This is a genomic window from Embleya scabrispora, from assembly GCF_002024165.1.
In the GTDB taxonomy this organism is placed as follows: Bacteria; Actinomycetota; Actinomycetes; order Streptomycetales; family Streptomycetaceae; genus Embleya; species Embleya scabrispora_A.
In genome coordinates this window covers 4326075-4351959 of sequence record NZ_MWQN01000001.1, presented here as the reverse complement: position 1 = coordinate 4351959, position 25885 = coordinate 4326075, and the positions used below count along the sequence as shown (strand labels likewise).

The window sequence follows — 25885 nt, the reverse complement described above, 5'->3', positions numbered from 1 at the left end:
GCCTAGGGTCGCCCCGACCACCGACCGAATCCGGCGTGCGGGTCATCACGTCCGGGCGCGGGCGCCCGGATCGCCGCTTCGTCGGCGGCTACTTGGCGTAGTCGTGGATGTTGCCGGCGAAGTCGAAGACCAGCGCGGTCTCGTCGCCGACGACCCACGCGTCGTGGCCGGGGTCGCAGACGAAGACGTCGCCCGCCTTGAGGTCCTTCTCCTCGCCGTCGTCCATGCGGATGTGTACGTGTCCCTGGGCGACGTAACCGTTGTGGTGGAATTGGCAACTGTCGGTCCCGGCGATGGGCCCGACGTCCCGCGACCATCGCCAGCCCGGCTCGAATCGGGCAACGCCGAAATCGACGCCTTCCAGACTGACCACGTCCAGGTGACCGTGCGGTATGTCGCGGCTCTCGTCGGCTTCGTTGATCGATCGCACAGCGAGCATGGTGGATCATCTCCTTCGGAGGTCACCACTTCCATCCTGCGCTTCGACGCGGACGATCGCGAGCGGACCGCGGCGCGTCCTTCGTGGCACCCCCCGCGTGTGCTGCTCGATCCGGTCGAACCACTCGAACCGCCGGGCCCGCGCAACCTACTTGACGCAGATCGTGGTCAGGTTCTTCGCGCCGTTGATCAGCGGCTGCACGTCGCTCGCGCTGAGGTTGCCGCCGTTGGCCGCCTTGGTGCTGAGCTGGGTGATCACGTCGCCCAGGCCGTTCGCGGCGTTCTTCGCGTCGTCGGAGTCCAGGTCCTTGGTCTTGTCGTTCAAGGTCTTCTGGAGGTTGTCGAGCGCCTTGCGGGCGGCGGGCGGGTCGTTCAGCACACTGCCGAGATCGGAGACGTCGTTGGTGAGGTTCATGGCCAGTTCGGCGCACGAGATCGCCTTTTGCGCCTCACTGCACGCGGCGGTGGCGAACAACGCGCTTGCCATGGCGGTGGCGGCGATCGTGACGCGCAGGACCCGGCGCGGACGGTACGTGGCGCGGAACATGGTGCTCCTCGTCAGGGACGGGCCGATCGGCCCGGTCGTGGCTGCCGCTGATCGAAATGACCAGGTGCCATGACCGTACTGGTGTCCGGGGCCGCGACGGGCCGACGGTCGCACACCCGGTGCGTGTCGGTTGCGCGTACGTGACACTCGCAATCGACGCGTGACCACCGTTTGCCACGATATGCCGCCAACGCCCCCTCGGGGCACCGCCGTTGCCTCCCCGGAGACCCGGGGACCCGAGGCCTGGGCCTCGCGGCCCCCGGAACCGCGCCGCTCGGCCGTTCAGCCCTCCAGGGCGCGCTGCTGAAGCGCCGTCAGCTCAGCGCAGCCCCGAGCGCCCAGATCCAGCAGGTCGTTCAGCAGCGCCCGGTCGAAGGGCTCCTTCTCCGCGGTGCCCTGCACCTCGACGAAGCGGCCGTCCCCGGTGCAGACGATGTTCATGTCGGTCTCGGCCCGCACGTCCTCCTCGTACGGGAGGTCCAACATCGGCACCCCGTCGATGATCCCGACGCTGACCGCCGCCACCGACCCGATCAGCGGGTTGGCGCCCTTGCGGGTGAGCTTGTGCTCGCGCGCCCAGGTCACCGCGTCGGCGAGGGCGACGTAGGCCCCGGTGATCGCCGCGGTCCGGGTGCCGCCGTCCGCCTGGAGCACGTCGCAGTCCAGGTGGATGGTGGTCTCGCCGAGCGCCTTGGTGTCGATCACCGCACGCAGCGAGCGGCCGATCAGCCGCGAGATCTCGTGGGTACGCCCGCCGATCCGGCCCTTGACCGACTCCCGGTCCCCCCGGGTGTGGGTGGCGCGCGGCAACATCGAGTATTCGGCGGTCACCCAGCCCTCGCCGCTGCCCTTGCGCCAGCGCGGCACACCCTCGGTGACGCTGGCGGCGACCAGGACGCGGGTGCGGCCGAACTCGACGAGGACCGAGCCCTCGGCGTGGTCGAGCCACTTGCGCTGGAAGCCGATCGGGCGGAGCTGCTCGGGGGTACGGCCGTCTACTCGTGACATGCCTCCAGCCTAAGCCGTGGCAGGTGCCGGTCCGGACCGGGCGGCGCCGGGTTCAGACCGTGTGCGAGGCATCCGGCAGCGCCAGGTCGACGGCGCCGGTGAAGGTCTTGCGGGCGTCGTCGAGATTGCGCTCGCGGCTGGTCCACGGCGGGATGTGGGTGAGCAACAGCCGCCCCACGCCCGCCCGTTCGGCATGCTCGCCGGCCTGTCGACCGTTCAGGTGCACGTGCGGCAGGTCCTCTCGGCCGTGCTCGAACGACGCCTCGCACAGCAGCAGGTCGGCACCGCGCGAGATGCGCACCAGGTCGTCGCTGACCCCGGTGTCGCCGGAGTAGACCAGCGATCGCCCGCCCGCCTCGATCCGGAACGCGTAGGACTCGACGGGGTGCGGCATCCGGTCGGCGGTGATCCGGAAGGGGCCCACCTCGAAGGTGCCGGTGACCACCGTGCGGAAGTCGAACACCTCGGCCATGCGCCCGTTGTCGATCGCGCCCTCGACGTCGTAGGCGCGCGCGATCCGCTCGTGCGTGTCGGCCGGCCCGTAGACCGCCAGCCGGGGCAACTCCCCGGCCGGGCAGTACTTGCGGGCCACGAAGTAGCAGGCGAGGTCGAGGCAGTGGTCGGCGTGCAGGTGGCTGAGCAGTACGGCGTCGATCGAGCCGAGCGTGGCATGGCGCTGGAGGGCACCGAGCGCGCCGTTGCCGAGATCGACCAGGATCCGCACCCCGTCGGCCTCCAGGAGGTAGCACGAGCAGGGGCTGTCCGGTCCGGGGAAGCTGCCGGAACACCCGACGACGGTAAGTTTCACGCGAGCGCTCCGAACACGTCGACGCCGGTGACTCCGAGCACGCCTCGCATCGGCCGACCGGCCGCACGCGGCGACCGCTCGAACCCGGCCCGGGCCACGGGAGGGCCACCGACACCGGAATCGACGATCCCGCTCGGCGCGCCGCTGGATACGAATACCACCCCCCGAGAGTACGCAGAGACCCCCCACGCGCCCCCACACAACGCCCCCGGAGTAACCGACGTCATACCGGCCCGCCTCGGCGGCTCCTAGGGGACGAGCAGGACCCGGCCGAGTTGGGTGCGTTCTTCCAGCACTCGGTGGGCCCGTACCGCCTCGGTCAGCGGGAGGGTCGTGTGGACCGCCGGCCGCAGCCGGCCCGACGCCAGGTGTTCGGCGAGTTCGGCCGTCTCCTCGCGGGCCCGCTCGGGAGCGGCGGCGCGCCAGGCGAGAAGGGAGAAGCCGGCCACGGACCGGAGGGCGAACAGATCGGTGAGCGCGATACCGGACACGTCGCCGCTCGCCGCGCCGTAGACCACGACCCGCCCGAACGGCGCCACCACGTCGAAGCCGCGGCGCAGGATCTCCCCGCCCACCGAGTCCAGCACGACGTCCACGCCCGCGGGCACGATCTCCCGCACCCGCTCCGGCCAGTCGGCGACGGAGTAGTCGACGGCGAAGTCGGCGCCGTACGCCCGGACGAAGTCGAACTTGGCGGCCGACCCGACGGCGGCGACGACCGTACCGGCGCCGAGCAGTTTGGCCAGTTGCACGACCAGGTGGCCGATGCCCCCGGCGGCGGCGTGCACCAACACCGTCTCGCCCGGGGCGAGTCGCCCGGTCCGCACGGCCCGCAGCGCCACCGGCGCGGCCAGCGGCAACACGCTCGCCGCGCCGGCGTCGAGCCCGTCGGGCACCTCCACCGACCACTCGGCGTCGGCGAGCACGAAGTCGGCGAACGCGTCCTCCGCCAATGCCGCCACCCGCGCACCGACCGGCGGCCCGTCCACCCCCGGGCCGAGCGCTTCGACCCGGCCCACCACGTCACCGGTGAGCACACCGGGCAGCGGCCGCTGGAACAGCGGACCGGCGGCGGGCCCGCGCCGAAACCGGGTGTCGACGAAATTGGCGCCGATCGCCTCGCTCCGGATCAGCACCTGTCCCGGTCCGGGCGTCGGCACGTCGGCCTCCTCCACGGTGAGGACTTCCGGGTCACCGTACTCGTGATAGCGGACTCGTCGCATTCGACCCTCCGGGCGGCAGGAGAACATGGGAGATACCCGACCGGCAGAAAACTGGACCACCGGTCAAGTTGACTCCGAACGTACTGGACCGCCAGTCAAGTTGTCCACGGGTCACAAGCCCCGACCAGGGATGAGGAACGCGATGCCCGAAGCCCCCACCGACCGCCCCGAACGCGCCGACGCGGCCCGCAACCGGCGGGCGATCCTGCGCGCCACCGAGGAGCTGCTGGCCCGGCACCGCCCGGAGCAGATCTCGATGGAGCAGGTCGCCGCGGCGGCGGGCGTCGGCAAGGGCACGGTGTTCCACCGCTTCGGCAGCCGGATGGGCCTGATGGAGGCCCTGATGGCGGAGCGCGCACTCGCCCTGACCGAGGCGGTCACCACCGGCCCGCCGCCGCTCGGCCCCGGCGCCCCGCCCCGGGAGCGCCTGCTCGCCTTCCTCGACGCCATCGTCGACGTGGTCGCCCGCAACAAGGGCCTGATGGCCGCGCTCGGCCACGCCGCGAGCACCGCCCCGAAAGCGGCGGCCGACCCCACCGAGGACCCGCGCACCGCACACCCGGTCTACGGGTTCTGGCACGGACACATCGCCGACCTGCTCGCCGCCCGCCGCCCCGACCTCGACGGCGAGACGCAGGCCCACCTCCTGCTCGCCGGTTTGCAGAGCCAATCCGTGTTGCGCCTGCTCGAGCGGGGCGAGGGCGAGCGGGTGGCCGCCGCCGTACGCACCCTGGCCGAAGCCCTGCTCACCGCCGCCTGAACACCCGCGCCCCCGACGCGTCGAGGCCGCCTCCAGACCCCCGGCGTGAACCGGGAGGCGGGAAGCGGCCTCGACAACGGGAACGAAAAGGAGGCTCAGGCCCAGAGTTGCCCGTGCAGCCCCTCCACCGCGGCCTCGGTCGACTCGGCCGTGTAGATCCCGGTCGACAGGTACTTCCACCCACCGTCCGCGATCACGAACGCGATGTCGGCGGACTCTCCCGCCTTGACCGCCTTGCGCGCGATGCCCAGCGCGGCGTGCAGCACCGCGCCGGTCGAGATGCCCGCGAAGATGCCTTCCTTCTCCAGCAGTTCGCGGGTGCGCCCGACCGCCTCGGCGGAGCCCACCGAGTAGCGCGTGGTCAGCACGTCGCCGTCGTACAGCTCCGGCACGAACCCCTCGTCGAGGTTGCGCAGCCCGTACACGACGTCGTCGTAGCGCGGCTCGGCCGCCACGATCGTCACACCCGGGACCTTCTCGCGCAGGTAGCGCCCGACGCCCATCAGCGTGCCGGTGGTACCCAGACCCGCCACGAAGTGGGTGATCGTCGGCAGATCCTCCAGCAGTTCGGGGCCGGTCGTCGCGTAGTGCGCGTCCGGGTTGGCCGGGTTCCCGTACTGGTACAGCATCACCCAGTCGGGATGCTCGGCCGCCAGCTCCTTGGCCACCCGCACCGCCGTGTTCGACCCGCCCGCCGCGGGCGACGCGATGATCCGCGCGCCCCACATGCGCAGCAGTTCGCGGCGCTCCTCGGAGGTGTTCTCCGGCATCACGCAGACGATCTCGTAGCCCTTGAGCTTGGCCGCCATCGCCAGCGCGATGCCGGTGTTGCCCGAGGTCGGCTCCAGGATCGTGCAGCCCGGCGTGAGCAGCCCGTCCCGCTCGGCCGCCTCGATCATGTGCAGGGCCGGACGGTCCTTGATCGAACCGGTCGGGTTGCGGTCCTCCAGCTTGGCCCACACCCGCACGGTCGGCGACGGCGACAATGCCGGCAGGCCGACCAGCGGGGTCCGGCCCACCGAGTCGAGCAACGATTCGTAACGCATCAGATCGAGCCGCCGGCGACCGCCGGAAGAATCGTCACGGTGTCGCCGTCGTCCAGTTTGGTGGTCAGACCGCCGGTAAAGCGCACGTCCTCGTCGTTGAGGTAGACGTTGACGAAGCGGCGCAGTTCACCGTTCTCCTCGACGAGTCGAGCGCGCACGCCCGGGTGCCGGACCTCCAGGTCCACCAGCAGGTCGGCGAGCGTGGCGCCGCTGCCGGGCACCGCCTTCGCGCCGTCGGTGTAGGTACGGAGGATGGTCGGGATGCGGACCTCGATGGCCATGGATGCGCTCCTCTGGTTGTGACGCGAACGGAGAGAACGCAGTCCGGACGCGGGCCGCGCCCCCGACGCTCCATCGGAGGCGGTGGGGCGGGGGGTCGTTCAGATGCGCCGGTGCTGCGGGACGTGCCTGCCGCCTGGGGTGCCTGGTGGGCCGATCCGACCTCGGGATCAGCCCACGCGCGCAGCGCGACAGAGGGCGCTGGAGAGTCGGCACAGGTCGACGTGCAGGCGTGCGACAAGGAGGGCACCCGGGGCTCCGCCCGGCACCGCTTCCGTCGTATTCACGCCCGCATAACGCATATGGTCATGCTAGCCATTCCTCCGGGGCGCTCCGATGTGATCTCGCATGCCGGAACATCCCATATCGACGGGTGAGACGACCGGCGGGACGAAAGCCGAGCGGGGCGGGACGAGCGCGCAACGAGCGCGCGACGACGTCCGGAAGGCCCCCTCAGTAGGCGTCCACCACCCGGACCTCCTCCTCGGTGATCACGCCGTCGACGATCCGGAACGACCGGAACTCGTAGGTGTCCTCCTCCCGCGTCGACACGAGCACGTAGTGCGCGTTCGGCTCGGACGCGTAGGAGACGTCCGTGCGCGACGGGTACGCCTCGGTCGCGGTGTGCGAGTGGTAGACGATCACCGGCTCCTCGTCCCGGTCGTCCATCTCCCGGTAGAGCTTGAACAGGTCGGCCGAGTCGAACTCGTAGAACGTGGGCGAGCGCGCGGCGTTGAGCATCGGGATGAACCGCTCGGGCCGGTCGCTGCCCTCGGGCCCGGCGACGACGCCACACGCCTCGTCGGGGTGGTCGGCACGGGCGTGGGCGACGATGCGATCGCGTAGGGCTGCGGTGATGGTGAGCATGCCCCGAGCGTACTGAGCACCCGCGCGACTCGCGTGGGTGTGCGGCCGGCGCCGGCTCCGCCCCCGCGCTCAGGCCCGCGCCCCGCGCCCGCGCCGCACCGGGATGTACGCCACCACCAGGAACGCCACCCAGATCGGCACCACGTACAGCGCGATCCGGGTGTCCGCCGAGAAGCCGAGCAGGACCACCACCATCGCCAGGAACGCCAGCACCGCCCACCCCGTGTACGGCGCGCCCGGCATCCGGAAGCCGTGCCCGGCCAGCCGCCCCCGGTCCACCGCGCGCCGGTAGCGCATCTGGCAGCCGACGATCATGCCCCACGTCCACAGCGCGCCGACGGTGGCCACCGAGGTGATGTACATGAACGCCTTGTCCGGGACCAGCGCGTTGACCAGCACCCCCAGGCCCATCACGATCGCCGAGACGGTGATCGCCATGGCCGGCACCCGGTGCGAACTGAGCCCGCTCACCCGCGGCGGCGCCTGCCCCTCCACCGCGAGCGTGCGCAACATGCGACCGGTCGAGTACAGCCCCGAGTTGCACGAGGACAGCGCCGCGGTAAGCACCACGAAATTGATGATCGCCGCCGCGGCGGGGATGCCGACCCGGTCGAAGACCAGCACGAACGGGCTCTCCTTGGCGTGGAAGTCGGTCCACGGCGCCAGCGAGAGGATGATCAACAGCGCGCCGATGTAGAACAGCCCGATCCGGAACGGGATGGTGTTGATCGCGCGCGGCAGCACCTTCTCCGGGTTCTGCGCCTCGCCCGCGGTCACCCCGACCAGTTCGACGCCCAGGAACGCGAACATCACGATCTGGAGCACCAGCAGGGTCTGTCCGACGCCGTTGGGCGCGAACCCGCCGTCGGACCACAGGTGCGAGACGGACGCCTGGTCGCCCGCCTCGCCGAAGCCGAAGATCAGCACCCCGATGCCGACCAGGATCATCCCGATGATCGCGGTCACCTTGATCATCGAGAACCAGAACTCGAACTCGCCGAACAGTTTGACCGAGATCAGATTGGCCGCGAACAACACGGTCAGCACCACGAGCGCGGTCACCCACTGCGGAACCGCCGGCCACCAGTACTGCACGTAGACGCCCGCGGCGGTGATCTCCGCCATCCCGGTGACCACCCACATGATCCAGTACGTCCACCCGGTGACGAACCCGGCGAACGGACCGAAGAACTCCCGCGCGTATTCCGCGAAACTGCCCGCCACCGGGCGGTACAGCAGCAACTCGCCCAGCGCGCGCATGACGAAGAAGATCAGTACGCCGGCCACCGCGTAGGCGGCGATCAACGACGGCCCGGCCTTCTCGATCGCCCCGCCCGCACCGAGGAAGAGCCCGGTGCCGATCGCCCCGCCGATGGCGATCATCTGGATCTGCCGGCCGTTCAGCCCCCGCTCGTAGCCCTCGGCATCCGCACCGGGCCCGGCCGCCGCGGCGGTCGAGCCGGCTTCGGTCTCCGTCATGATCGCTCCCGTTCGTCGGTACGGAGGCCGTATTACCAACGACGGGAGGTGGAAACCGGTATTCCGATTGTTCCGGCGTGTTCCTTTGATCGGGATGGCCGGGATGGCCGGGGTGGCCGGGGTGGCCGGTTCACCGTGCGTGCGTTCGCCCGCTGCGGGGCTACAACGCCCCGAGCAGCGAGTCCTGGAGGCCGCCCAGCCAGTGGAACACCGCGAACAACCATCGGCGCGGGTCGTCGTCGGCCAGTTTGGCCTCGAACTCCTCCATGTCCTCGGTGACTTCCAGTCGTGTACCGATCACCAGGCGCAGGTCGTTGAGCGTGCCGAGCCAGGCCTGTACACCCGGCGCGTCCAGCACCACCCGGTGCTCGCGGCCGCTCGTGACCGCGTCGTCCTCGGCCGGTTCGGTCAGGTCGACCAGTTCGGCCAGGTCGGCGAGCACGATCCGCGCGTTGTCCCGCTTGCGCAGCCGCAGGTCGGTCTCGGTGTACCGGCGGAACTCGGCCGCCGCCTCCGCGTCGTCGGCGTAGGCGTCCGGCAACAGGCGGGCCAGCGCCGGGTCCTCCGGAGTGGCCGGCGCCTCGGTCGAGCCGAGTCCGGTCAGGCCCAGTTCGGCGGCCAGCGGATCGGCGGCCTCGTCGTCGGGCGAGACCATCTCGACCAGTTGACCGCACAGATCGGCCAGCACTCGCACGTGCATGTCCTCCAGGACGATCTCGGGCCGTCCCGAGCGTCCGCGCATGAAGAGGCCGTTCACAGGCTGTGCAACTCCCGGAGAAGATGGGCGAGGAGAGGGTGCGGCGGCCACCCGAGGGGCCGGCCGGGTCGTTCGAACCGCGCGGGCGTCACTTGTCGTGCTGAAGGGTCGCCCACAGCCCGAACCCGTGCATCGCCGTGGTGTCGCGCTCCATCTCCTCGCGCGTCCCCGACGACACCACGGCCCGACCCTTGTTGTGCACGTCGTGCATCAGCTTCTCGGCCTTGCGCTTCGGATAACCGAAGTAGGACTGGAAGACGTAGGTGACGTACGACATCAGGTTGATCGGGTCGTTCCAGACGATGCACACCCACGGGGTCTCGGCCCGGACGTCCTCGTCGGGCTGATGCTTCTCGACCTCGATGGGAGCGACACTCATGGGACCCATGCTGCCATCAGGCCAGGGCCCGGGCGAACCGGCTCGACGGGGGCGGGCGTGCCCGGATGTGACCCGGGGCGTACCCGTCCCCCCTCGGGTACGGCAAAATCCCGCGCATGTCCTCTGCGCCCGCACCGGGTTGGTACCCGGACCCGGAGATCACCGGCCACATCCGCTACTGGGACGGCGGTGCCTGGGTGCCGGACAGCAGCCGGCCGGCCGACGGCCCGACCGCCGACGCGGGCGGCGGCGCGATCCGGGCCAACCCGCCCGAGGCGATCGGGCAGGGCGGCCGGGTGATCCGCGGCGAGGTGTTGTCCACCAGCACGGGCGCGCCGTACGACATGTCGTCGACCGGGATGTACGCGCCGCCGAGCGCCGAGCCGGGACCGGGCGGGGGCGCGCCGCGTTCGGGGCCGACGGGTCCGACCGCGCCGACCGGTGGGGTGCGAGGGGCGCGGGGGGCGGGTGGGACGACGCCGCCGGCCGAGACCGTGCCGCCGCCGCGCGCCGACGGGGAGGCGGGGCCGTGGCGGCCGGTACAGGCCGACCTGTTCGGCAGCAACGAGCGGCGGCCGGCGCACCTGGGCCGCCGCCTGCTCGCCCGGATCGCCGACGCGCTGGTGCCGCTCGCGGCCGGCATCGCGGTGGCCATCCCGATCGTGCCGGACGCGGTCGACCACATCCGGGACAAGATCGACCGGGCCCGTTACGAGGGTCGCGACACCACCGTGTGGCTGCTCGACGGCACCACCGGCACCGCACTCGCGATCGTGCTCGGCACCGTGCTCGCGGCGGCGCTGCTGTACGAGGCGCTGCCCACCTGGAAGTGGGGCCGCTCGCTGGGCAAGACCCTGTTCGGCCTGCGGGTGGCCGACCTGGACAGCCACGACACCCCCACGCTGTGGCAGTCGGTACGGCGCTGGCTGGTCCTGTACGTCCCGGGCGTGTTCGTGGTCGGCGTGCTCGGCGCGCTGTGGGGGCTGTTCGATCGGCCGTGGCGCCAGGGCCTGCACGACAAGGCGGCCCGCACGTTCGTCGCCCGGGACTGAGGCGGCGGGTCGGCGGGCGGGCGGTCCGCGCGGCGCGCCCGACTCGCCTGCCGGCCCGCCGGCCGCCCGTCACCCGTCACCCGTCACCCGTACAGACGCGACACGCCAGGCTCGGTCGAGGCGTCACGCTCACGTCGGCTTTTGTCCGCTTTACTCAGTTTTATGACAGGAAGCCCACCGCCCCCGCCGCCTTCCGACCCGTCCGGCAACGACCCGACCCGCGGGAATCCGTACGGACAACAACCGCCGGCCGGCAATCAACCTCCGTATGGGCAGGAGCCGCCGAGCGGGCAACAGCCGCCCTACGGACGCGATCCGTCCGAGCAACCGCCGTACGGCCAGGACCCCACGGGCCAGTACCCATACGGCCAGGGCGGCCCGTACGGCCAGGGCGGCCCGTACGGCCAGGAGCCGACCCACGGCGCGGGCACGGGCGCGGGCGGCGGATACGGCGGTGGGCCGACGCTCGGCGGGCCGCTGCGCCGTCTCGTCGCGCGGATCATCGACAGCCTGATCGTCGGCGTGGTCGCCGGCCTGATCTCCTGGCCGATCACCGGCAACGACTACGACGACGTGTCGTTCGGCGCGCAGTTCGCGTCGGGGCTGATCTTCTCGCTGCTCTACTTCCTCTACGAGGGTTTCCAACTCGACCGGGTCGGCCGCACCCTCGGCAAGCGGGTGATGGGCATCCGGGTGGTCCGGGTGGCCGACGGCGGGCCCATCGCGGGGTCGATCGCGTGGACCCGCGCCGGCGTGTACACCCTTCCGGTCATCGTGCCCTGTCTGGGCACGTTGTTCTGGCTGGTGAACGTCCTGTGGCAGTTCTGGGATCAGCCCTGGCACCAGTGCCTGCACGACAAGGTCGCGCGCACCACGGTCATCCGCGGGGCGTGACCCGAGGCGCGTGGTGCCGTGCGCGGATCCCGAGTACTGCCGTCGTCGTGCCGAGCGCGACCCCGATGCCCATGGCGACGGCAGCCCCCGCCACGGTGCGCGGTTCCCAGGCCGCGAGTAGTGAGACCGTCAAGACGATCGTGACGAATACGCCGTAGCCGAGTCGGAAGAAATCTCCTCTTGCCACGACGCACCACCTCCCCTGCACCCCTTTGTGCACGCCCCCCTGTTTCACGCTACTGCGCGCGACGCGCAATGTAAGCATTCGATTGCGATCGGGATTTATCGGTCCCGACTCCGGGCACCCTCCCGCGACCGGTCGGGGTGGTGAGCCTCGATCTCGGACCACCCGAGCCCCGGAGCATCCTCGTGAATCCCAGGCGCGTCACACCCGCCCTCGTCACCGTGCTGTGCGCGCTGCTGGTCCTCGCCGCGGTGCCCACCCGTGCGGCGCCGAGACTCGACGAACCGGCCGCGGGGGCCGACTCCGGCGCCTTCGCCGAACGCGACCACGACCTGTCGCACCCGTTCAGCGAGCGGCGCCGACAGCGGCGCGACGCGGCCGTGCGGGCGATGACCGAGAAGCCGGGACTGACCTCGCGCACCGTGCCGGCGGGGGCGGCGGGAAGCGCCGAGACCCGACCGCCCGCCGAGTCGCGGGTGTTCGTGATCCTGGTCGAATTCGGCGATCGTCTCGACGGCCCGAACGGACAGCGCTACGGCTCACGCCCCGGCCCCCGGCACAACACGATCCCCGCGCCGGACCGGACCCAGGACACCACCACGATGTGGCGGCCGAGCTACGAACGTGACCACTACCGGGACCTGTTCTTCGGTCCGGGTACGGTCGCGCCGTCACTGGCGTCGTACTACCTGCGGCAGTCGGCGGGGCGCTACTCGATCGACGGCGAGGTCGCCGACTGGGTGCGGGTGCCGTACAACGAGGCGCGCTACGGCAACGACGCGTGCGGCCGGAACGTGTGCCGGGACGTCTGGGCACTGGTCCGCGACGCGCTGAGGGCCTGGTACGACGGGCGGGTTGCGGAGGGGCTGAGCGCCGCGCGGATCCGCGAGCGGCTCGCCTCGTTCGACCGGTGGGACCGGGACGACTTCGACGGCGACGGGAACTTCGACGAGCCCGACGGCTACCTGGACAACGTGGAGATCGTGCACGCCGGCGTGGACAAGGCCCAGGGCGGCGGCGAACAGGGCCGCGGCGCGATCTGGTCGCACCGCTGGTACGCCGAGGCCGACCAGGTGGGCCGCACCGGCCCGGCCGGCAACCGGGCGGGCGGGGTGCCGATCGGGGACTCGGGGATGTGGGTCGGCGATTACACGATGCAGCCCGAGAACGGCGGACTGGGCGTGATCGCACACGAGTTCGGCCACAATCTGGGCCTGCCGGACCTGTACGACCAGGGCGACTCCACCGACGGCCCACCCGGCTTCTGGTCCCTGATGGCCCTCGGCGCCTACCTCGGCGACGAGGACGGCGCGGGCTCCCTGCCGGGCGCGCTGTCCGCGTGGGACAAGCTCCAACTCGGCTGGCTGGACGTTCGCGTCATCGACCCGACCCGGAAAACCGTGGTGCAGTTGGCCCCCAACCAGTCCACAGGCGACCCGCAGGCCCTGCTGATCCCACTCCCCCCGCGCCCCAACGGCGCAAAACGCTGGTACATCGTCGAAAACCGCCAATACGTCGGCGCCGACACCGCCTTGGTCGACGGCCCGTACCAACTCACCGCCGGCAAACGCGTGGCCACCCACTTCCCCTACGGCGAGGGCGTACTGATCTGGCTGTGGGACACCGCGTTCACCGACAACGACGTCTCCCGCCACCCGGGCGAAGGCCTGATCCTCCCGATCGACATCCACCCGGACCCCCTCCGCGACCCGAGCGGCAAGCCCCTGCCCACGCGCTTCCAAACCGCCGACGCGGCCCTGACCGCGGAATCCGAACAAACCTCCGCAATCACCCTGGGCCGACTGGGCACGTTCCCTTCCCGCCCAGGCACCCCAACCTTCACGGACACAGCCACCACGTACTGGTCCCAGGCCTCTCCCACCACAGGCGTAAAGGTCCCCCACACCGGCGTACAAATCCAAACGGAAGGCCTCACCAGAACAGGCGGCGCCACAAGAGTCACAATCACCAAATCAACCTCATGACACTCCCACCGCAGGGGGCAGGCGGCCGGCCCAAGTCCGCCTCGCACCCAGGGCAACGGAAGGCCGACACAGTAGCGGCCCGGTTCGAGAGGCGGACCGCCGCCGGCGTTCGAGGTTCGAGGTTCGAGGTTCGAGACGAAGGGTCCCCGATGCCGGCAGCGGGGGCAGGGCGGGTGGTCGGGTCGAGCCCTCCGGGGAACCTTCCCGAGCGGGCCGGGCGCTCCCGGCGGGCGTTGCGCTTGTGGCTGCGGGTGGCCGGTGCGGGGTTGGTCCGAGTCGGAGATGGGCCGCCGCCAGCGTTCGGGGTTCCGAGACGAAGGGCTCTCGACGAGATGGGCGTATTGCTCGGCGAAAACCGGCTGGCAGCGGAGGGCAGGGTGGGTGGTCGGGTCGAGTCCTCCGGGGAGGCTTCCCGAGTGGGTCGGGGCGTTTCGGGGGCGTTTGGAGGGGAGTTGGGGTTCGAAACCGGATCGCGATGGGTGGTTGTGGGCTTCGGGCTTCGGTGACCTGCGGTTTTGTGGCCTCGGGGTGGAAAGTCGGGCGTCGAGTGCCGGTTTCGTGCGCTCGGGCCTCCTCAACACCAGCGAGAAGACCGAAACTGCCCGATCGAGGTCGGCTTCGGACGCTGCGCCCTCCAGAGGCCGTCGAGGAGACCGGAAGTGCCCAGTCGAGGCCGAAACCGGATCCCGAGGCACCCGAAACAGCCGCCCCCCTACGCTGACCTGCGGTTTTCCCTCACGCCAAGGCTCCGGCACCCCACGCAATCCGGGTTCGTGAACCTTCGTCACCCACATGCCACCACCCGCCGGGAACGCCCGGCCCACTCGGGAAGGCTCCCCGGGGGACTCGAAATGCGCGCGTCTCGTCGGGAACCCTTCGTCTCGGAGCCCCGAACGCTGGCGGCGGCCCACCACCGACTCGGACCAACCCCGCACCGGCCAGGCCGCAGCCACAAGCGCAACGCGCGCCGGAAACACCCGGCCCACTCCGGAAGGCTCCCCGGAGGACTCGACCCGACCACCCACCCTGCCCCCCGTTGCCAGCCGGTTTTCGGGGAGCAATGCGCCCATCTCGTCGAGAACCCTCCGTCTCGGAGCCCCGAACGCTGGCGGCGGCCCATCTCCGACTCGGACCAACCCCGCACCGGCCACCCGCAACCACAAACACAACGCACGCCGGAAACACCCGACCCACTCCGGAAGGCTCGCCGGAGGACTCGACCCGACCACCCACCCTGCCCCCGCTGCCAGCCGGTTTTCGCCGACCAACGCACCCGTCTCGCCGGAGGCCCGTCTCGAAGCCACGAACGCCGGCGGCGGCCCACCATGCGTGCCGGATCGGCCCCGCACCAGTGCCCTCGCGACCGCTACCGCAACCCGACTCGCTCAAGCGGCCCCAGTCACCCTGACCCAGCCAAAGCACAAACCCCGCCTCACGCCCCGAACCCAAGCCACTCAGCCCGGCCGGCGTTTGAGGCCGCCCCGCCCCGAGCCGCCCCCGCCCCCGCCCCCGCCCCGCCGTCACCCCCCGGCCGGGTCGCCCACCAGTTCCACGCCGGCTCCCCGCAGTTCGGTGAGCGCCGTGGCGGTGCTCGTGGGGGCCACTCCGGCTGTGAGGCCCAGGAGTACGCGTGTGGCGAAGCCTTCGGCCACCGCGTCGAGGGCCGTTGCCCGGACGCAGTGGTCCGTGGCGATGCCCACCACGTCCACCTGTGTGACGCCCCGCTCCCGCAGCCACGTGGCGAGGGACGTTCCGTCGGGGGCGGCTCCCTCGAAGCCGCTGTAGGCGGCGGCGTGGGCGCCCTTCGAGAAGACCTCCTCCACCCGCCCCGACTCGACCGCCGACGCGAACGCCGGATGGAAGAGCGCCCCTTCCGTCCCCGCCACGCAGTGCACCGGCCAGGAGCCCGCGTAGTCCGGCGTCGCCGAGAAGTGCGCCCCGGGATCCACGTGGTGGTCCCGCGTCGCCACGATGTGCGCATACGCCGGCGTCTCCGCGTGTACCGGGTCCGGCGGCTGCTCGGCCGCGTTGGCCGCCACATGGTGCCGGATCGCCTCGGCCACCGCCGCGCCGCCCGTCACGGCGAGGCTTCCGCCCTCGCAGAAGTCGTTCTGTACGTCCACCACGATCAATGCCCGGGTCATCGCCGCCTGCCTCCTCGTGACCGGCCCGTCGCCACCGACGAACCCGCTCGCGCCTACTCGTAAATCGTCGGAAGTACCGGTTCCCCGCGCGAGAGCTGCGTAGCCGAAAGCGGCAGTTCCTCACGCGAACGCTCGTGCCGCGCCCGCGCCGCCGACAGCGGCTCGCGCCCGACGACCTCCCCGCCGAGCACCAGCGGGACCAGCAGTTCCCGCTCCCCCGGCACCGGCTCCGCATCCGCCCGGAACGGCCGCAGCACCTCGGCCTCGGCCACCCCGTCGGCGTCGTAGCGCCGCACCGCGCTCTTGCGCCCGCCGTGGCTGGGCTTGCCCGGCGACTTCTTGGCCACCGGCACCAGCGGCGCGTCCGGCTCGTCGCTCATCGCGCGCGCGACCAGCTTGTACACCAGCGATGCGGTCGGGTGCCCCGAGCCGGTGACCAGCTGCGTGCCCACCCCGTAGGCGTCCACCGGGGCCGCCCGCAGCGAGGCGATCGCGTATTCGTCGAGGTCGCTGGTGACCACGATCCGGGTCTTGGCCGCGCCGAGTTCGTCGAGCTGCGCCCGTACCCGGTGCGCGAGCAGGAGCAGGTCGCCCGAGTCGAGCCGGACCGCGCCGAGTTCGTGCCCGGCCACCTCCACCGCCGTGCGCACCGCGGTCGCCACGTCGTAGGTGTCCACCAAAAGCGTGGTGTCCGCCCCCAGCGCGGCCACCTGCGCCGCGAACGCCTCGCGCTCGTCGTCGTGCAGCAGCGTGAAGGCGTGCGCACTGGTGCCGCGGGTCGGGATCCCGTACCGCTGCCCCGCCCGCAGGTTGGACGTGCTCGCGAAGCCGCTGATGTACGCGGCGCGCGCGGCGGCGACCGCGGCCTCCTCGTGGGTGCGGCGCGAGCCCATCTCGATGCACGGCCGCCCGGCCGCCGCCGAGGTCATCCGCGACGCGGCGGCGGCGACCGCGGCGTCGTGGTTGAGGATCGACAGGATCAGCGTCTCCAGCACCACCGCCTCGGCGAAGCTGCCCTCGACCACCAGCAGCGGCGAGCCGGGGAACCAGCACTCGCCCTCGGCGTAGCCCCACACGTCACCGGTGAAGCGGTAGCCGGCCAGCCAATCCAGCGTCGCCCGGCCGACCACGCCGGCCTCGTCGAGGAAGCTCAGCGTCTCGTCGTCGAAGCGGAAGTTCTCGATGGCGTCGAGCAGGCGCCCGGTGCCGGCGGTCACGCCGTAGCGGCGGCCGTCCGGCAGCCGGCGGGCGAAGACCTCGAACACCGAACGACGGTGCGCCGCACCGCTGCGCAGTGCGGCTTCGAGCATCGTCAGCTCGTAGTGATCCGTCAGCAATGCCGTGGTTGCGGTGTCCATGTCGTCAGCATAACACGATTACGCGTCAGTTTGACGATTACTCGCAAGAGTGGCGCGCATCACGGAAATTCCGCCGCTATCACTGACATTTACAAACCATCTCGGACATTCACCCGACTCGATCCTCCTCCGGTGTGGGCGCCCACGTCGACCCGTTGATGTGCGTCCCGCCGCCCACGAACAGGGTGTTGCCGGTCACGTAGCGCGAATCCTCGCTCGCCAGGAACAGCGCGGCGCCGCCGATGTCGGTCTCCGGGTCACCCATCCGTCCCATCGGATTCAGCGCCTCGGCGGCCGCGGCGGCCTCCGGGTTCGCCCTCGCGTACGCCTCGAACGCCTCGGTCCTGGCCCCGGGGCAGATCACGTTGGCCCGGATCTGGTGCGGCGCCCACTCCCGCGCGGCCGAGCGGGTCAGCGCGCGCAGCGCCTCCTTGCCGACGTTGTACTCGGCGGTGAAGCGGTGCGCGTTGACCCCGTTCAGGCTGGCGATGTTGATCACGCTGCCGCCGCCCGCGTCCCGCATCGGCTCGAACGCCGCGCGCATCGTCCACCACCCGGCCCACATCGCCATGTCCAGGCCGTGCCGGAACTGTTCGTCGGTCTTGTTCTCGATCCGGTTGATCCGACCGCCGCCCCACGCGTTGTTGACCAGCGTGTCGAGGCGTCCCCACCGGGACAGCGCGGCCTCGACCAGCCCGACCGCCTCGGCCTTGACCGTGACGTCGGCGGCCACCGCGAGCGTCTCGACGCCGAAGGTGTCGGTGATCTCGGCGGCCACCCGCTCCGCCGCCTCACCACGGATGTCGTTGACCAGGACCCGACACCCCTCGGCCGCGAACCGCCGGGCGATCCCGCGCCCGATGCCGGCGCCCGAGCCGGTGATCACCGCGACGTGGTCCCGAAGACGTTCTGCCATGCGCTGCCTCCCACGTGGATCGTTGTGCTCTCGTGGGTTCGGTGGGTATCGGCAACCGCGCGACAAAACAAGGGCGTACCGGCGAATCCGCAGCTCAGCTGGGTCGCCACTGGTGATCGCAGTCCCGACACTTGCGGTCCCCGTACGGCATCGAGGACACCTTGCCCGAACCGCACTCGGGACAGGTCGGCCCGTCCGCGGCGGTCGGCGGTCGCCAGCGCGCGGCGCACGAGCCGCAGACGTAGTCGCCGACGATGTCGGTACTCACCTTGGTCGAGCCGCACTTGCCGCACTGCACCTCGACGTGCCGCCGCTTGCGCGGCGCGGCGCGTCCGATCGCGGCCTGGCGTTCGCGCTGGGCGGAGAAGCCCCAGTAGGAGCGCAGTCGATCGGCCATGTCCGGGCGCAGGTCGCCGCCGTCGCCGGCCGGGACCTCGCTGCGTGGCTGCTCGCTCATGATCGGCACGGTAGGGCATGCCGACCGGCGCGAGAAGCCGGTTCGCCGGGCCCGCACCGGGAGATCCGGGCCCGCGCCCCGGATATCCCGTCGACCCCGGCGAAGCGTCCCGTTATCGTCGGGGGCATGGAGATCCACGGGCAGCGAGCTACCGGCGTCGGGCCGGCGAACCGGGCGCGATAGCGCGCCTCGGCCCGGCTCGGCGTGTGTGTACCCCCACCGCCCGCTGCTCTCGCGAAGGCCGATGCGCCATGCTCTCTCCAGACATCCGCTCCACCTTTCTCGATTTCTTCACCGCGCGCGGGCACCGCGCGGTGCCGTCCGGTTCGCTGCTGCCGCCCGATCCGAGCCTGCTGGTGGCGAACGCGGGGATGAACCAGTTCAAACCCTGGTTCCTGGGCGACGTCGAGCCCGGGTTCCCGCGCGCGACCTCGGTCCAGAAGTGCGTCCGTACCGTCGACATCGACAACATCGGGTACACCCGTCGGCACTCGACCTTCTTCGAGATGCTGGGCAACTTCTCCTTCGGCGACTACTTCAAGCCGGAGACCATCGCGTTCGCGTACGAACTGCTCACCGAACACTTCGGCCTGTCCCGCGACCGGCTGTGGATCACGGTGTACGAGGACGACGACGAGTCGGAGCGGATCTGGCGCGCGGTCGGGGTGCCGTCGTCGCGGATCCAACGGATGGGCGCGGCGGACAACTTCTGGTCGATGGGCGTGCCGGGGCCGTGCGGGCCGTGCTCCGACGTCACCTACGACCGGGGCCCGTCGTTCGGGCCGGACGGCGGACCGGCGGTGGACTCGGAGCGCTTCGTCGAGTTGTGGAGTCTGGTCTTCATGCGCAGCGTGCGCGGCGAGAGCGGGCCCGACGGGAGCTTTCCCGTCCTCGGCGAACTGCCGCGCACCGGCGTCGACACGGGGCTCGGACTGGACCGGCTCGCGACGATCCTCCAGGACGTGGACGGCACGGTCGAGACCGACCTGCTGCGGCCCACGCTCGCGGTGGTCGAGGAGTCGGCGGGTCGGGGCTACTGCCCCGCCGACCGCGAGGACCCCGACCGGGTCTCGTTCGAGGTGGTCACCGACCACGCGCGGGCGATCGCGTTCCTGCTCGCGGACGGCATCCGGCCGGGCAAGGAGGGCACGGGGTACGTCCTGCGCCGGCTGATGCGGCGCGCGATCCGGCACGGCCGCCGGCTCGGCATCGAAGGAGCGATCCTGCCGCCGATCACCGCGAGCGTGGTGCGCAATCTGGGCCCGTCCTGGCCCGAACTCACCCTCGCGGCGCCGCTGATCGAGGAGGTGACCGCGCGGGAGGAGGAGTCCTTCGACCGAGTCCTCACCCGCGGCACGCGCCTGGTCGACCGCGCAATCCGCCGTCGCCTGGAGGCAGGCCGATCCGACCTGCCGGCGGAAACCGTATTCACCCTCTACGACTCCCACGGCTACCCCCCGGACCTGACCATCGAGGCGGCACGCGAGTCCGGCCTGACGGTGGACCACCCCCACCTACGCACCCTCCTGCCAACACTCCCCCCAAACCCGAACGGCAGGTAGCGAACCCCGACAACCGGGCCGGCCCCAGGTCAACCAACCAATCCCGACGACCCAACCCGGCTCCCGAAAGAGCAACCAACCCCTGCGCTCCCACCCGAACCCAACGCAGCCGACCAACCCAACCCCAACCGAAAGCACCCTTCCAGCCCGTCCGGCGTTTGAGGACAACCGGACCGGAGGCCGGCCGACACCAACACCGGCCCAATCCCGCCCGAAGCCCAGCACGACAGGTCGGTCACCCAGAACCCAACCAGCCCGTCCGGCGCTTGAGGACAACCAGGCCGGAGGCCGGCCAACACCGACACAGGCCCACACCACACGCGCAACCCCAACCCAAAGCCCCACACAACCGGTCGACCCAAGCCCAACCAGCCCGTCCGGCGCTTGAGGACAACCGGGCCGGAGGCCGGCCAACACCGACACAGGCCACCCCGGCCCGCTCGGCTCAATCCCGCCCCGTGCCCGCCTCCGCCGAGGCCGTCATGGTCTGCACGCCCACGACCCGAAGCAGCGCCAACTGCTCCGCCGCCCGACTCCCCGGCTCGGCCGTGTACACGATCAACCGCTGATCCGCCTCGGCCACGACCAGCACCTGGCCCCGCACCGTGATGTCGCCGATCGACGGATGCCGGATCGTCCTGTCCATCGACCACCGCACCGCCACATCGTGCGCGGCCCACAACTCCACGAACTCCGCCGACCCCGACGACAGTTGGGCCACCAGCGCCGCCGCCCGGGGATCCCCGGCCCGCCCCCCGACCGCGGCCCGCAGATCGGCCACGTACATACGCGAAACGGCGTCGACATCCTCCGCCCGGAAGCGCGACCGCGACCCCGGCTCGGTGAACCATCGCACCAGCAGATTGCGCCCGACCTCCGGCCCCATCAACGCGACCGCCATCGTGTTCTGCGCGAGGACGTCGCCCAGATCGGAGATCACCTGCGCCGGCACGTCGTACAACCGATCGAGCACCAGCAACATCGCCGGCGGCACGTGCGCGTCGCGGCCCGACGAGCGCCCCGGCGGCACCTGCCCGGCCAGGTGGAAGAGGTGATCGCGGCCGTCCCGGTCCAACCGCAGCGCGCGGGCCAGCGCGGCGAGCAGTTGCGACGACGGGTTGGGGCCCCGGTTCTGCTCCAGCCGCGCGTAGTAGTCGACCGACATCCCGGCCAGCCGAGCGACCTCCTCGCGCCGCAGCCCCGCTGTGCGCCGCCGAGAGCCGTCGGGCAGTCCCACGTCGACCGGGGACAACCGCTCCCGGGCGCGCGTCAGAAAGCCGGCGAGTTCGCGTCGATCGCTCATGTCCTCAGCATCGGCCCTGGCCGGCGCGGTATCCAGGGACCATGTGTCCCTGGATCCGCAGTCCCCGGACGACATCCCCGGGGTCGGCGGTCGAAGGGGTCTCGCCCGCGACCGGCCCCACCCCTGCGCGCCGCGGTCGCGGCCGGCGCGCGGCTACCCCCGCCTCGGCGGCGGAGGTCGTACATCGAAAGCGGACCCGCTCAGGCGGCCCGGCGGATCGCGGTGACGAGGCGGGCGGTGGCCTGCGCGCGTGCCTGTCGACGGCGGCGCAGCGCGATTGCCGCGACTCGTACCTCTCGACTGTCCCGCTTCTCCACGACCGCCACCTCCGAACGAACCCCGGTCCGCCCCGAGAGAAGCGACACCGTGTGCCCCAGCAGGGGCGACACAGCCAAACCTAGGTGTCGTACCCCCATTCGGGCGTCGGCCGGGAGTGCCGATCACGCCTACTACCCGAGGACGACCCGGACCCCGAGGTACCCCCCGGGCATGCCACCCCGAGAGCAGTCGACGGGACTTCCGAAGGAGAAGCGACTGCTCCGCGGCACCCCTCGGTCGCGGTTCGTTCAGACCACCTTGCCCGGATTGAGGATGCCCAGCGGGTCGAACGCGGCCTTGACGCCGCGCTGCATCTCGACGCCCACCGGCCCCAGTTCCTCCGCCAACCACTCCCGCTTGAGCATGCCCACGCCGTGTTCGCCGGTGATCGTGCCGCCGAGGTCCAGGCCGAGTCGCATGATCGCGTCGAACGCGAGCCCGGCCCGCTCGACCGCGGCCGGGTCGGTCGCGTCGAAGATCACGATCGGGTGGGTGTTCCCGTCGCCCGCGTGCGCGCACACCCCGATGACCGTGTCGTGGCGCTCGGCGATCGCCGCCACCCCGTCGAGCATGTCGCCCAGTCGCGAGCGCGGCACCGCGACGTCGTCGATCATGCTCGTGCCCAGCCGCTCCAAGGCGGGCAGCGCGAGCCGACGGGCCTGCATGAACATCGCCGAGTCCTCGGCGTCCTCGGCGGTGAACGCCTCGAACGCGCCCGCCCCGGTACAGATCGCCTCGATCGCGGCCAACTCGGCGGCCGGCTCCGAGGTGTCCACGGCGATCAGGAGCAGCGCCGCGCTGTGTTCCGGCAGGCCCATGGCGGCCAGCGCGTTCACCGCCCGCAGCGTGGTGCCGTCCATCAACTCCATCAGCGAGGGCGTGTGCCCGGCCGCCATGATCGCGGAGACCGCGCGGGCCGCCGAGGCGGTGTCGGCGAACTGGGCCACTGTCACCAGCGCGGGCGGCGGGGTGGGGCGCAGCGCAAGGGTGGCCCTGGTGACCACGCCGAGCGTGCCCTCGGCGCCGACGAACAGGCGGGTCAGGTCGTAGCCCGCGACGCCCTTGGCGGTCTGCCGCCCGGTGTGCAGGACACGTCCGTCGGCGAGGACGACCTCCAGGCCCAGCACGTACTCGGCGGTCACGCCGTACTTGACGCAGCACAGCCCGCCCGCGCCGGTGCCGATGTTGCCGCCGATCGTGCAGGTCTCCCAGCTGGACGGGTCCGGCGGGTAGACCAGGCCGAACTCGGCGGTGGCCTTGGACAGGTCGGCGTTGACCACGCCCGGCTCGACCACGGCGACCCGGTCCACGGGGTCGATGCGCAGGATCCGGTTCATCCGTACCAGCGACAGCACGATGCAGCCGTCGACGGCGTTGGCCCCACCCGACAGCCCGGTCCGGGCGCCCTGCGGGACCACCGGCACCCGCAGCCGGGTGGCCACCCGCATCACGTGCCGCACCTGTTCGGTCGTCTCGGCGAGGACCACCACCGCAGGGTTACCGGCCGCACACAGGCCGGCCATGTCACGCGCGTACGATGCGGCGATGTCCGCGTCCGTCACCAGGACGTGCGCGGGTAGCTCCTCCCGCAGCGCCGCGATCAGGTCGGTCGTCATGCTGCCTCCCGGTGTGGCCGTGGATGGCCCATGGCCCCAGGGTAGGCACCGGGAACCGAGTACCCCGAGGGAGGGCACCGTGCAGATCGACCGGTTGGATGCCGCGCTGATCAGGTTGTTGGTGGAGACGCCGCGGATCGGTGTCGTGGAGTGTTCGCGCCGGCTCGCCGTGGCGCGCGGGACGGTCCAGGCGCGCCTGGACCGACTGCGCGAGGCCGGCGTGATCAGGAGCTTCGGGCCGGACGTGGACCCGGCCACGCTCGGCTTCCCGGTGACCGCGTTCATGACCCTGGAGATCCGCCAGGGGCAGGGGCGGGACGTGCGCAAACACCTGGAGTGTGTGCCGCAGGTACTGGAGGTGCACACGATCACGGGTCGGGGCGACCTGCTGTGCCGGATCGTGGCCCGCTCCAACGCGCATCTGCAGCAGGTGATCGAGGGGATCGTCGAGCTGGACGCGGTGGTTCGCGCCTCCACGACGATCGCGATGGAGAACCCGGTGCCGTATCGGGTATTGCCGCTGGTCGAGTGCGCGGTGACGGAGGGCTGAGCGGATGACGATCGAGCCCGCTCGGCCTATCGCGCGCTGCCCGGGCAACGGCCGGCGCTAACCGCCGACGGCCGGCACCACGAGGCCGGAATGGCCGCCTCAAGCTTCCGGGACTCCATTCGCCGCAAGCAGTTCCGGATCGAAACCTGGATGCACTCCGCTGCTGTGTTCCGGCGCGGTGCGTGTAGGTCGCCACTGCAGCGCGCTCGCCCCGCGCCTGGCGATCGGTGCCCCCACGCCCGTCCCGACCCTCCCGTCGTTCGCCTCGGCATCGCACCGACCGTGAGCGCGCTGGTGCCGTACACACTGCTCCCGATCGTGCGCAACACGTTCGTCGGACCGCCCACGTCGATCCACAGCTTGTGGACACCGCACACAGGATCAGGATGAACCGGGTGATGATCCCGCTCCGGATCCAACACGAGTCGCCGACCGGCGCCGTCCCCCTGGCACCGGCCAACACCGGCCATGCCACCCCGGCAATCGGCCTGGCGTGACGCCTGCCATGTAAGAGGCCGGGCACTTCCCACCGCAGGCCACACCCCGGCCTGCGGCCCGCCGGTCCGGGACTGGTCCGAGTCGGTGGTGGGCCGCCACCGGCGCCCGGGGCTCCAAGACCCGCCCTTTCGACGAGACGCGCACATCGGTCGGCAAAACCCGGCCGGCAGCGGAAGAGCGGGAGGGCGGCCCGGTCGGGTTCCCCGAAGGACCTTCCCGAAAGGGTCGGGCGCTTACGGCCCACCTTGCGCCTCGGGCTGTGGCCGGCCGGTCCGAGGCTGGTCCGAGCCGGTGATGGGCCGCCACCGGCGTTCGAGGCTCCAAGACCCGCCCTTTCGACGAAACGCGCACATCGATCGGCGAAACCCGGCCGGCAGCGGCGGGATGGGAAGGGGTTCGGTTCGGTTTGGGTCCTCCGGAGGCCCTTCCCGAGTGGATCGGGGCGATTCAGGGGCGTCGGGAGAGAAGCTGGGATTCGAAACCGGATCTCGGCGGGTGGCTGTGGGCTTCGAGCTTCGATGACCTGCGGTTTTACGTGATCGGGGCGGAAAGTCGGGCGTCGAGTGCCGGTTTCGTGCGCTCCGACCCTCGCAACGCCACTCTGAAGGCCGATATCGCTCGGTCAGAGACCCAGCGTCGGGCGCTGCGACCTCACAGAGGCCGCCAAGGAGACCGAAAAGTGCCCACTGAAAGCCGAAGCCGGATCCCGAGGCACTCGAAACCGCCACGGACCCCGCCGACCTGCAGTTTTCTCCCACATCGAGTCAACAGCACCCCACGCGATCCGGGTTCGCCAACCTCGTCACCCACATGCCACCGCCCGCCGAAAGCACCCGCCCCGCTCGCGAAGGCTCCCCGGAGGATTCGACCCGACCCGTCTCCCCACCCGCCGCTGCCGGCCGGTCTACGCCGACCAACGCGGTCACCTCGCCGAAAGCCCGACTTTCGGAGCCCCGAACGCCGGCGGCGGCCTACCACCGACTCGGCCAAACCCCGAACCAACCACACGGAGCCAAAGGCGCAATGCCCGCCGAAAACGCCCGACCGACCCGGGAACGCTCGTCGGCGAACTCAACCCGAGCGCCCCCTGCCCTCGTTGCCGGCCGGTTTTCGCCGACCAACGCATCCGCCTCACCTAGAACCCTCATCTCGGAGCCCCGAACGCCGGCGGCGGCCCACCACCCGATTCGGCCAAACCCCGCACCAGCCTTCGCAGCGCAACGCACAACGCACAACGCGCGCCGCGAACGCCCGACCGCCTCGGGAAGGCACCCCGGGGAACCCGACCCGACCGCCCTCCCACTCCCCCGCTGCCGACGGTTTTCGCCGACCAACGCACCCGCCTCGCCGAGAACCCACCGTCCCGGGCCCCAAACGCCGACAGCGGCCACCACCGACTCGAACAGACCCCGCACCGGCCGGCCCGCAACCAAAAGCGCAAACCTCGGGGACATACA

Annotated in this window: 25 protein-coding genes; 6 read left to right on the top strand and 19 right to left on the bottom strand. The window is 71.4% G+C overall.

All coding sequences use genetic code 11. The features are described 5' to 3' along the window. Positions 1 to 88: 88 nt before the first annotated feature. The 5 genes from B4N89_RS19210 to B4N89_RS19190 form a co-directional block, all read right to left on the bottom strand. On the bottom strand, positions 89 to 439 hold the full coding sequence (locus tag B4N89_RS19210; protein WP_078977070.1) for a cupin domain-containing protein: 351 nt from the start codon (positions 437 to 439) through the stop codon (positions 89 to 91). Positions 440 to 586: 147 nt separating this feature from the next. Continuing rightward, positions 587 to 985, bottom strand: a complete 399-nt coding sequence (locus B4N89_RS19205; protein ID WP_078977069.1) for a hypothetical protein — start codon at positions 983 to 985, stop codon at positions 587 to 589. 282 nt (positions 986 to 1267) lie between these two features. Beyond that, positions 1268 to 1993, bottom strand: coding sequence for a ribonuclease PH (rph, locus tag B4N89_RS19200; RefSeq protein WP_078977068.1), 726 nt, complete (start codon positions 1991 to 1993; stop codon positions 1268 to 1270). Between the two features lie 52 nt (positions 1994 to 2045). Then, on the bottom strand, positions 2046 to 2801 hold the full coding sequence (locus B4N89_RS19195; RefSeq protein ID WP_078977067.1) for an MBL fold metallo-hydrolase: 756 nt from the start codon (positions 2799 to 2801) through the stop codon (positions 2046 to 2048). Positions 2802 to 3049: 248 nt separating this feature from the next. Beyond that, complete coding sequence (locus B4N89_RS19190; protein ID WP_078977066.1) at positions 3050 to 4024, bottom strand: quinone oxidoreductase family protein; 975 nt, start codon at positions 4022 to 4024, stop codon at positions 3050 to 3052. 142 nt (positions 4025 to 4166) lie between these two features. Here B4N89_RS19190 and B4N89_RS19185 point away from each other — a divergent pair, with 142 nt between their 5' ends. Next, on the top strand, positions 4167 to 4784 hold the full coding sequence (locus B4N89_RS19185; RefSeq protein WP_201260862.1) for a TetR/AcrR family transcriptional regulator: 618 nt from the start codon (positions 4167 to 4169) through the stop codon (positions 4782 to 4784). Positions 4785 to 4879: 95 nt separating this feature from the next. Here the strand turns inward: B4N89_RS19185 and B4N89_RS19180 are convergent, their stop codons facing one another. From B4N89_RS19180 to clpS, 7 genes are all read right to left on the bottom strand, one after another. Further along, entirely contained in the window at positions 4880 to 5830 is a 951-nt protein-coding gene (locus B4N89_RS19180; RefSeq protein ID WP_078977064.1) for a PLP-dependent cysteine synthase family protein, read from the bottom strand. After that, on the bottom strand, positions 5830 to 6111 hold the full coding sequence (locus tag B4N89_RS19175) for a MoaD/ThiS family protein (protein ID WP_078977063.1): 282 nt from the start codon (positions 6109 to 6111) through the stop codon (positions 5830 to 5832). The genes B4N89_RS19180 and B4N89_RS19175 overlap by 1 nt, the downstream gene beginning before the upstream one ends. A 168-nt stretch (positions 6112 to 6279) precedes the next feature. Then, positions 6280 to 6378, bottom strand: a complete 99-nt coding sequence (locus tag B4N89_RS53025) for a putative leader peptide (RefSeq protein WP_321170724.1) — start codon at positions 6376 to 6378, stop codon at positions 6280 to 6282. A gap of 184 nt (positions 6379 to 6562) precedes the next feature. Next, positions 6563 to 6976, bottom strand: coding sequence for a Mov34/MPN/PAD-1 family protein (locus tag B4N89_RS19170; protein ID WP_078977062.1), 414 nt, complete (start codon positions 6974 to 6976; stop codon positions 6563 to 6565). A 69-nt stretch (positions 6977 to 7045) separates the two neighbouring features. Then, positions 7046 to 8455: an amino acid permease gene (locus B4N89_RS19165; protein WP_078977061.1), complete on the bottom strand. Its 1410-nt coding sequence runs from the start codon at positions 8453 to 8455 to the stop codon at positions 7046 to 7048. A gap of 160 nt (positions 8456 to 8615) precedes the next feature. Beyond that, a complete protein-coding gene (locus tag B4N89_RS19160; protein ID WP_235618691.1) occupies positions 8616 to 9212 on the bottom strand; it encodes a DUF2017 domain-containing protein in 597 nt (198 codons plus the stop codon). Between the two features lie 88 nt (positions 9213 to 9300). Then, positions 9301 to 9591, bottom strand: a complete 291-nt coding sequence (gene clpS / locus B4N89_RS19155) for an ATP-dependent Clp protease adapter ClpS (protein WP_414646380.1) — start codon at positions 9589 to 9591, stop codon at positions 9301 to 9303. 116 nt (positions 9592 to 9707) lie between these two features. Between clpS and B4N89_RS19150 the strand changes: the two genes are divergently transcribed. Then, entirely contained in the window at positions 9708 to 10643 is a 936-nt protein-coding gene (locus B4N89_RS19150) for an RDD family protein (protein ID WP_078977059.1), read from the top strand. Between the two features lie 162 nt (positions 10644 to 10805). Further along, entirely contained in the window at positions 10806 to 11537 is a 732-nt protein-coding gene (locus B4N89_RS19145; RefSeq protein WP_078977058.1) for an RDD family protein, read from the top strand. On the opposite strand, the gene B4N89_RS19140 is transcribed toward B4N89_RS19145, so the two are convergent. Then, positions 11521 to 11724, bottom strand: coding sequence for a hypothetical protein (locus B4N89_RS19140; RefSeq protein ID WP_143658023.1), 204 nt, complete (start codon positions 11722 to 11724; stop codon positions 11521 to 11523). The two genes, B4N89_RS19145 and B4N89_RS19140, sit on opposite strands and share 17 nt — an antisense overlap. Before the next feature lie 182 nt (positions 11725 to 11906). Between B4N89_RS19140 and B4N89_RS19135 the strand changes: the two genes are divergently transcribed. After that, a complete protein-coding gene (locus B4N89_RS19135; protein ID WP_143658022.1) occupies positions 11907 to 13706 on the top strand; it encodes an immune inhibitor A domain-containing protein in 1800 nt (599 codons plus the stop codon). Positions 13707 to 15226: 1520 nt separating this feature from the next. Here the strand turns inward: B4N89_RS19135 and B4N89_RS19130 are convergent. The 4 genes from B4N89_RS19130 to B4N89_RS19115 all read right to left on the bottom strand — a co-directional run bounded on the left by B4N89_RS19130 (position 15227) and on the right by B4N89_RS19115 (position 18581). Then, positions 15227 to 15850 (bottom strand): isochorismatase family protein, encoded by a 624-nt coding sequence (locus B4N89_RS19130; RefSeq protein WP_078977055.1) that lies wholly within the window; start codon positions 15848 to 15850, stop codon positions 15227 to 15229. A gap of 53 nt (positions 15851 to 15903) precedes the next feature. Continuing rightward, positions 15904 to 17208, bottom strand: a complete 1305-nt coding sequence (locus B4N89_RS19125) for a nicotinate phosphoribosyltransferase (RefSeq protein ID WP_078977054.1) — start codon at positions 17206 to 17208, stop codon at positions 15904 to 15906. Positions 17209 to 17317: 109 nt separating this feature from the next. Beyond that, positions 17318 to 18124 carry an SDR family NAD(P)-dependent oxidoreductase gene (locus tag B4N89_RS19120; protein ID WP_078977053.1) on the bottom strand — a complete coding sequence of 269 codons (807 nt, stop codon included), beginning with the start codon at positions 18122 to 18124 and terminating at the stop codon, positions 17318 to 17320. 94 nt (positions 18125 to 18218) lie between these two features. Then, positions 18219 to 18581: a zinc ribbon domain-containing protein gene (locus B4N89_RS19115; RefSeq protein WP_143658021.1), complete on the bottom strand. Its 363-nt coding sequence runs from the start codon at positions 18579 to 18581 to the stop codon at positions 18219 to 18221. A 251-nt stretch (positions 18582 to 18832) separates the two neighbouring features. Here B4N89_RS19115 and alaS point away from each other — a divergent pair, with 251 nt between their 5' ends. Next, a complete protein-coding gene (alaS, locus tag B4N89_RS19110) occupies positions 18833 to 20143 on the top strand; it encodes an alanine--tRNA ligase (RefSeq protein WP_078977051.1) in 1311 nt (436 codons plus the stop codon). A 445-nt stretch (positions 20144 to 20588) separates the two neighbouring features. On the opposite strand, the gene B4N89_RS19105 is transcribed toward alaS, so the two are convergent. Next, positions 20589 to 21446 carry a helix-turn-helix transcriptional regulator gene (locus B4N89_RS19105; RefSeq protein WP_078977050.1) on the bottom strand — a complete coding sequence of 286 codons (858 nt, stop codon included), beginning with the start codon at positions 21444 to 21446 and terminating at the stop codon, positions 20589 to 20591. A gap of 566 nt (positions 21447 to 22012) precedes the next feature. Continuing rightward, the gene (locus tag B4N89_RS19095) at positions 22013 to 23380 is read right to left on the bottom strand and encodes an FAD-binding oxidoreductase (protein WP_078977048.1); all 1368 of its coding nucleotides are present in this window, start codon (positions 23378 to 23380) and stop codon (positions 22013 to 22015) included. 79 nt (positions 23381 to 23459) lie between these two features. On the opposite strand from B4N89_RS19095, the gene B4N89_RS19090 reads away from it, so the two are divergent. Next, positions 23460 to 23930, top strand: a complete 471-nt coding sequence (locus B4N89_RS19090; protein ID WP_078977047.1) for an Lrp/AsnC family transcriptional regulator — start codon at positions 23460 to 23462, stop codon at positions 23928 to 23930. The last annotated feature ends 1955 nt before the right edge of the window (positions 23931 to 25885 follow it).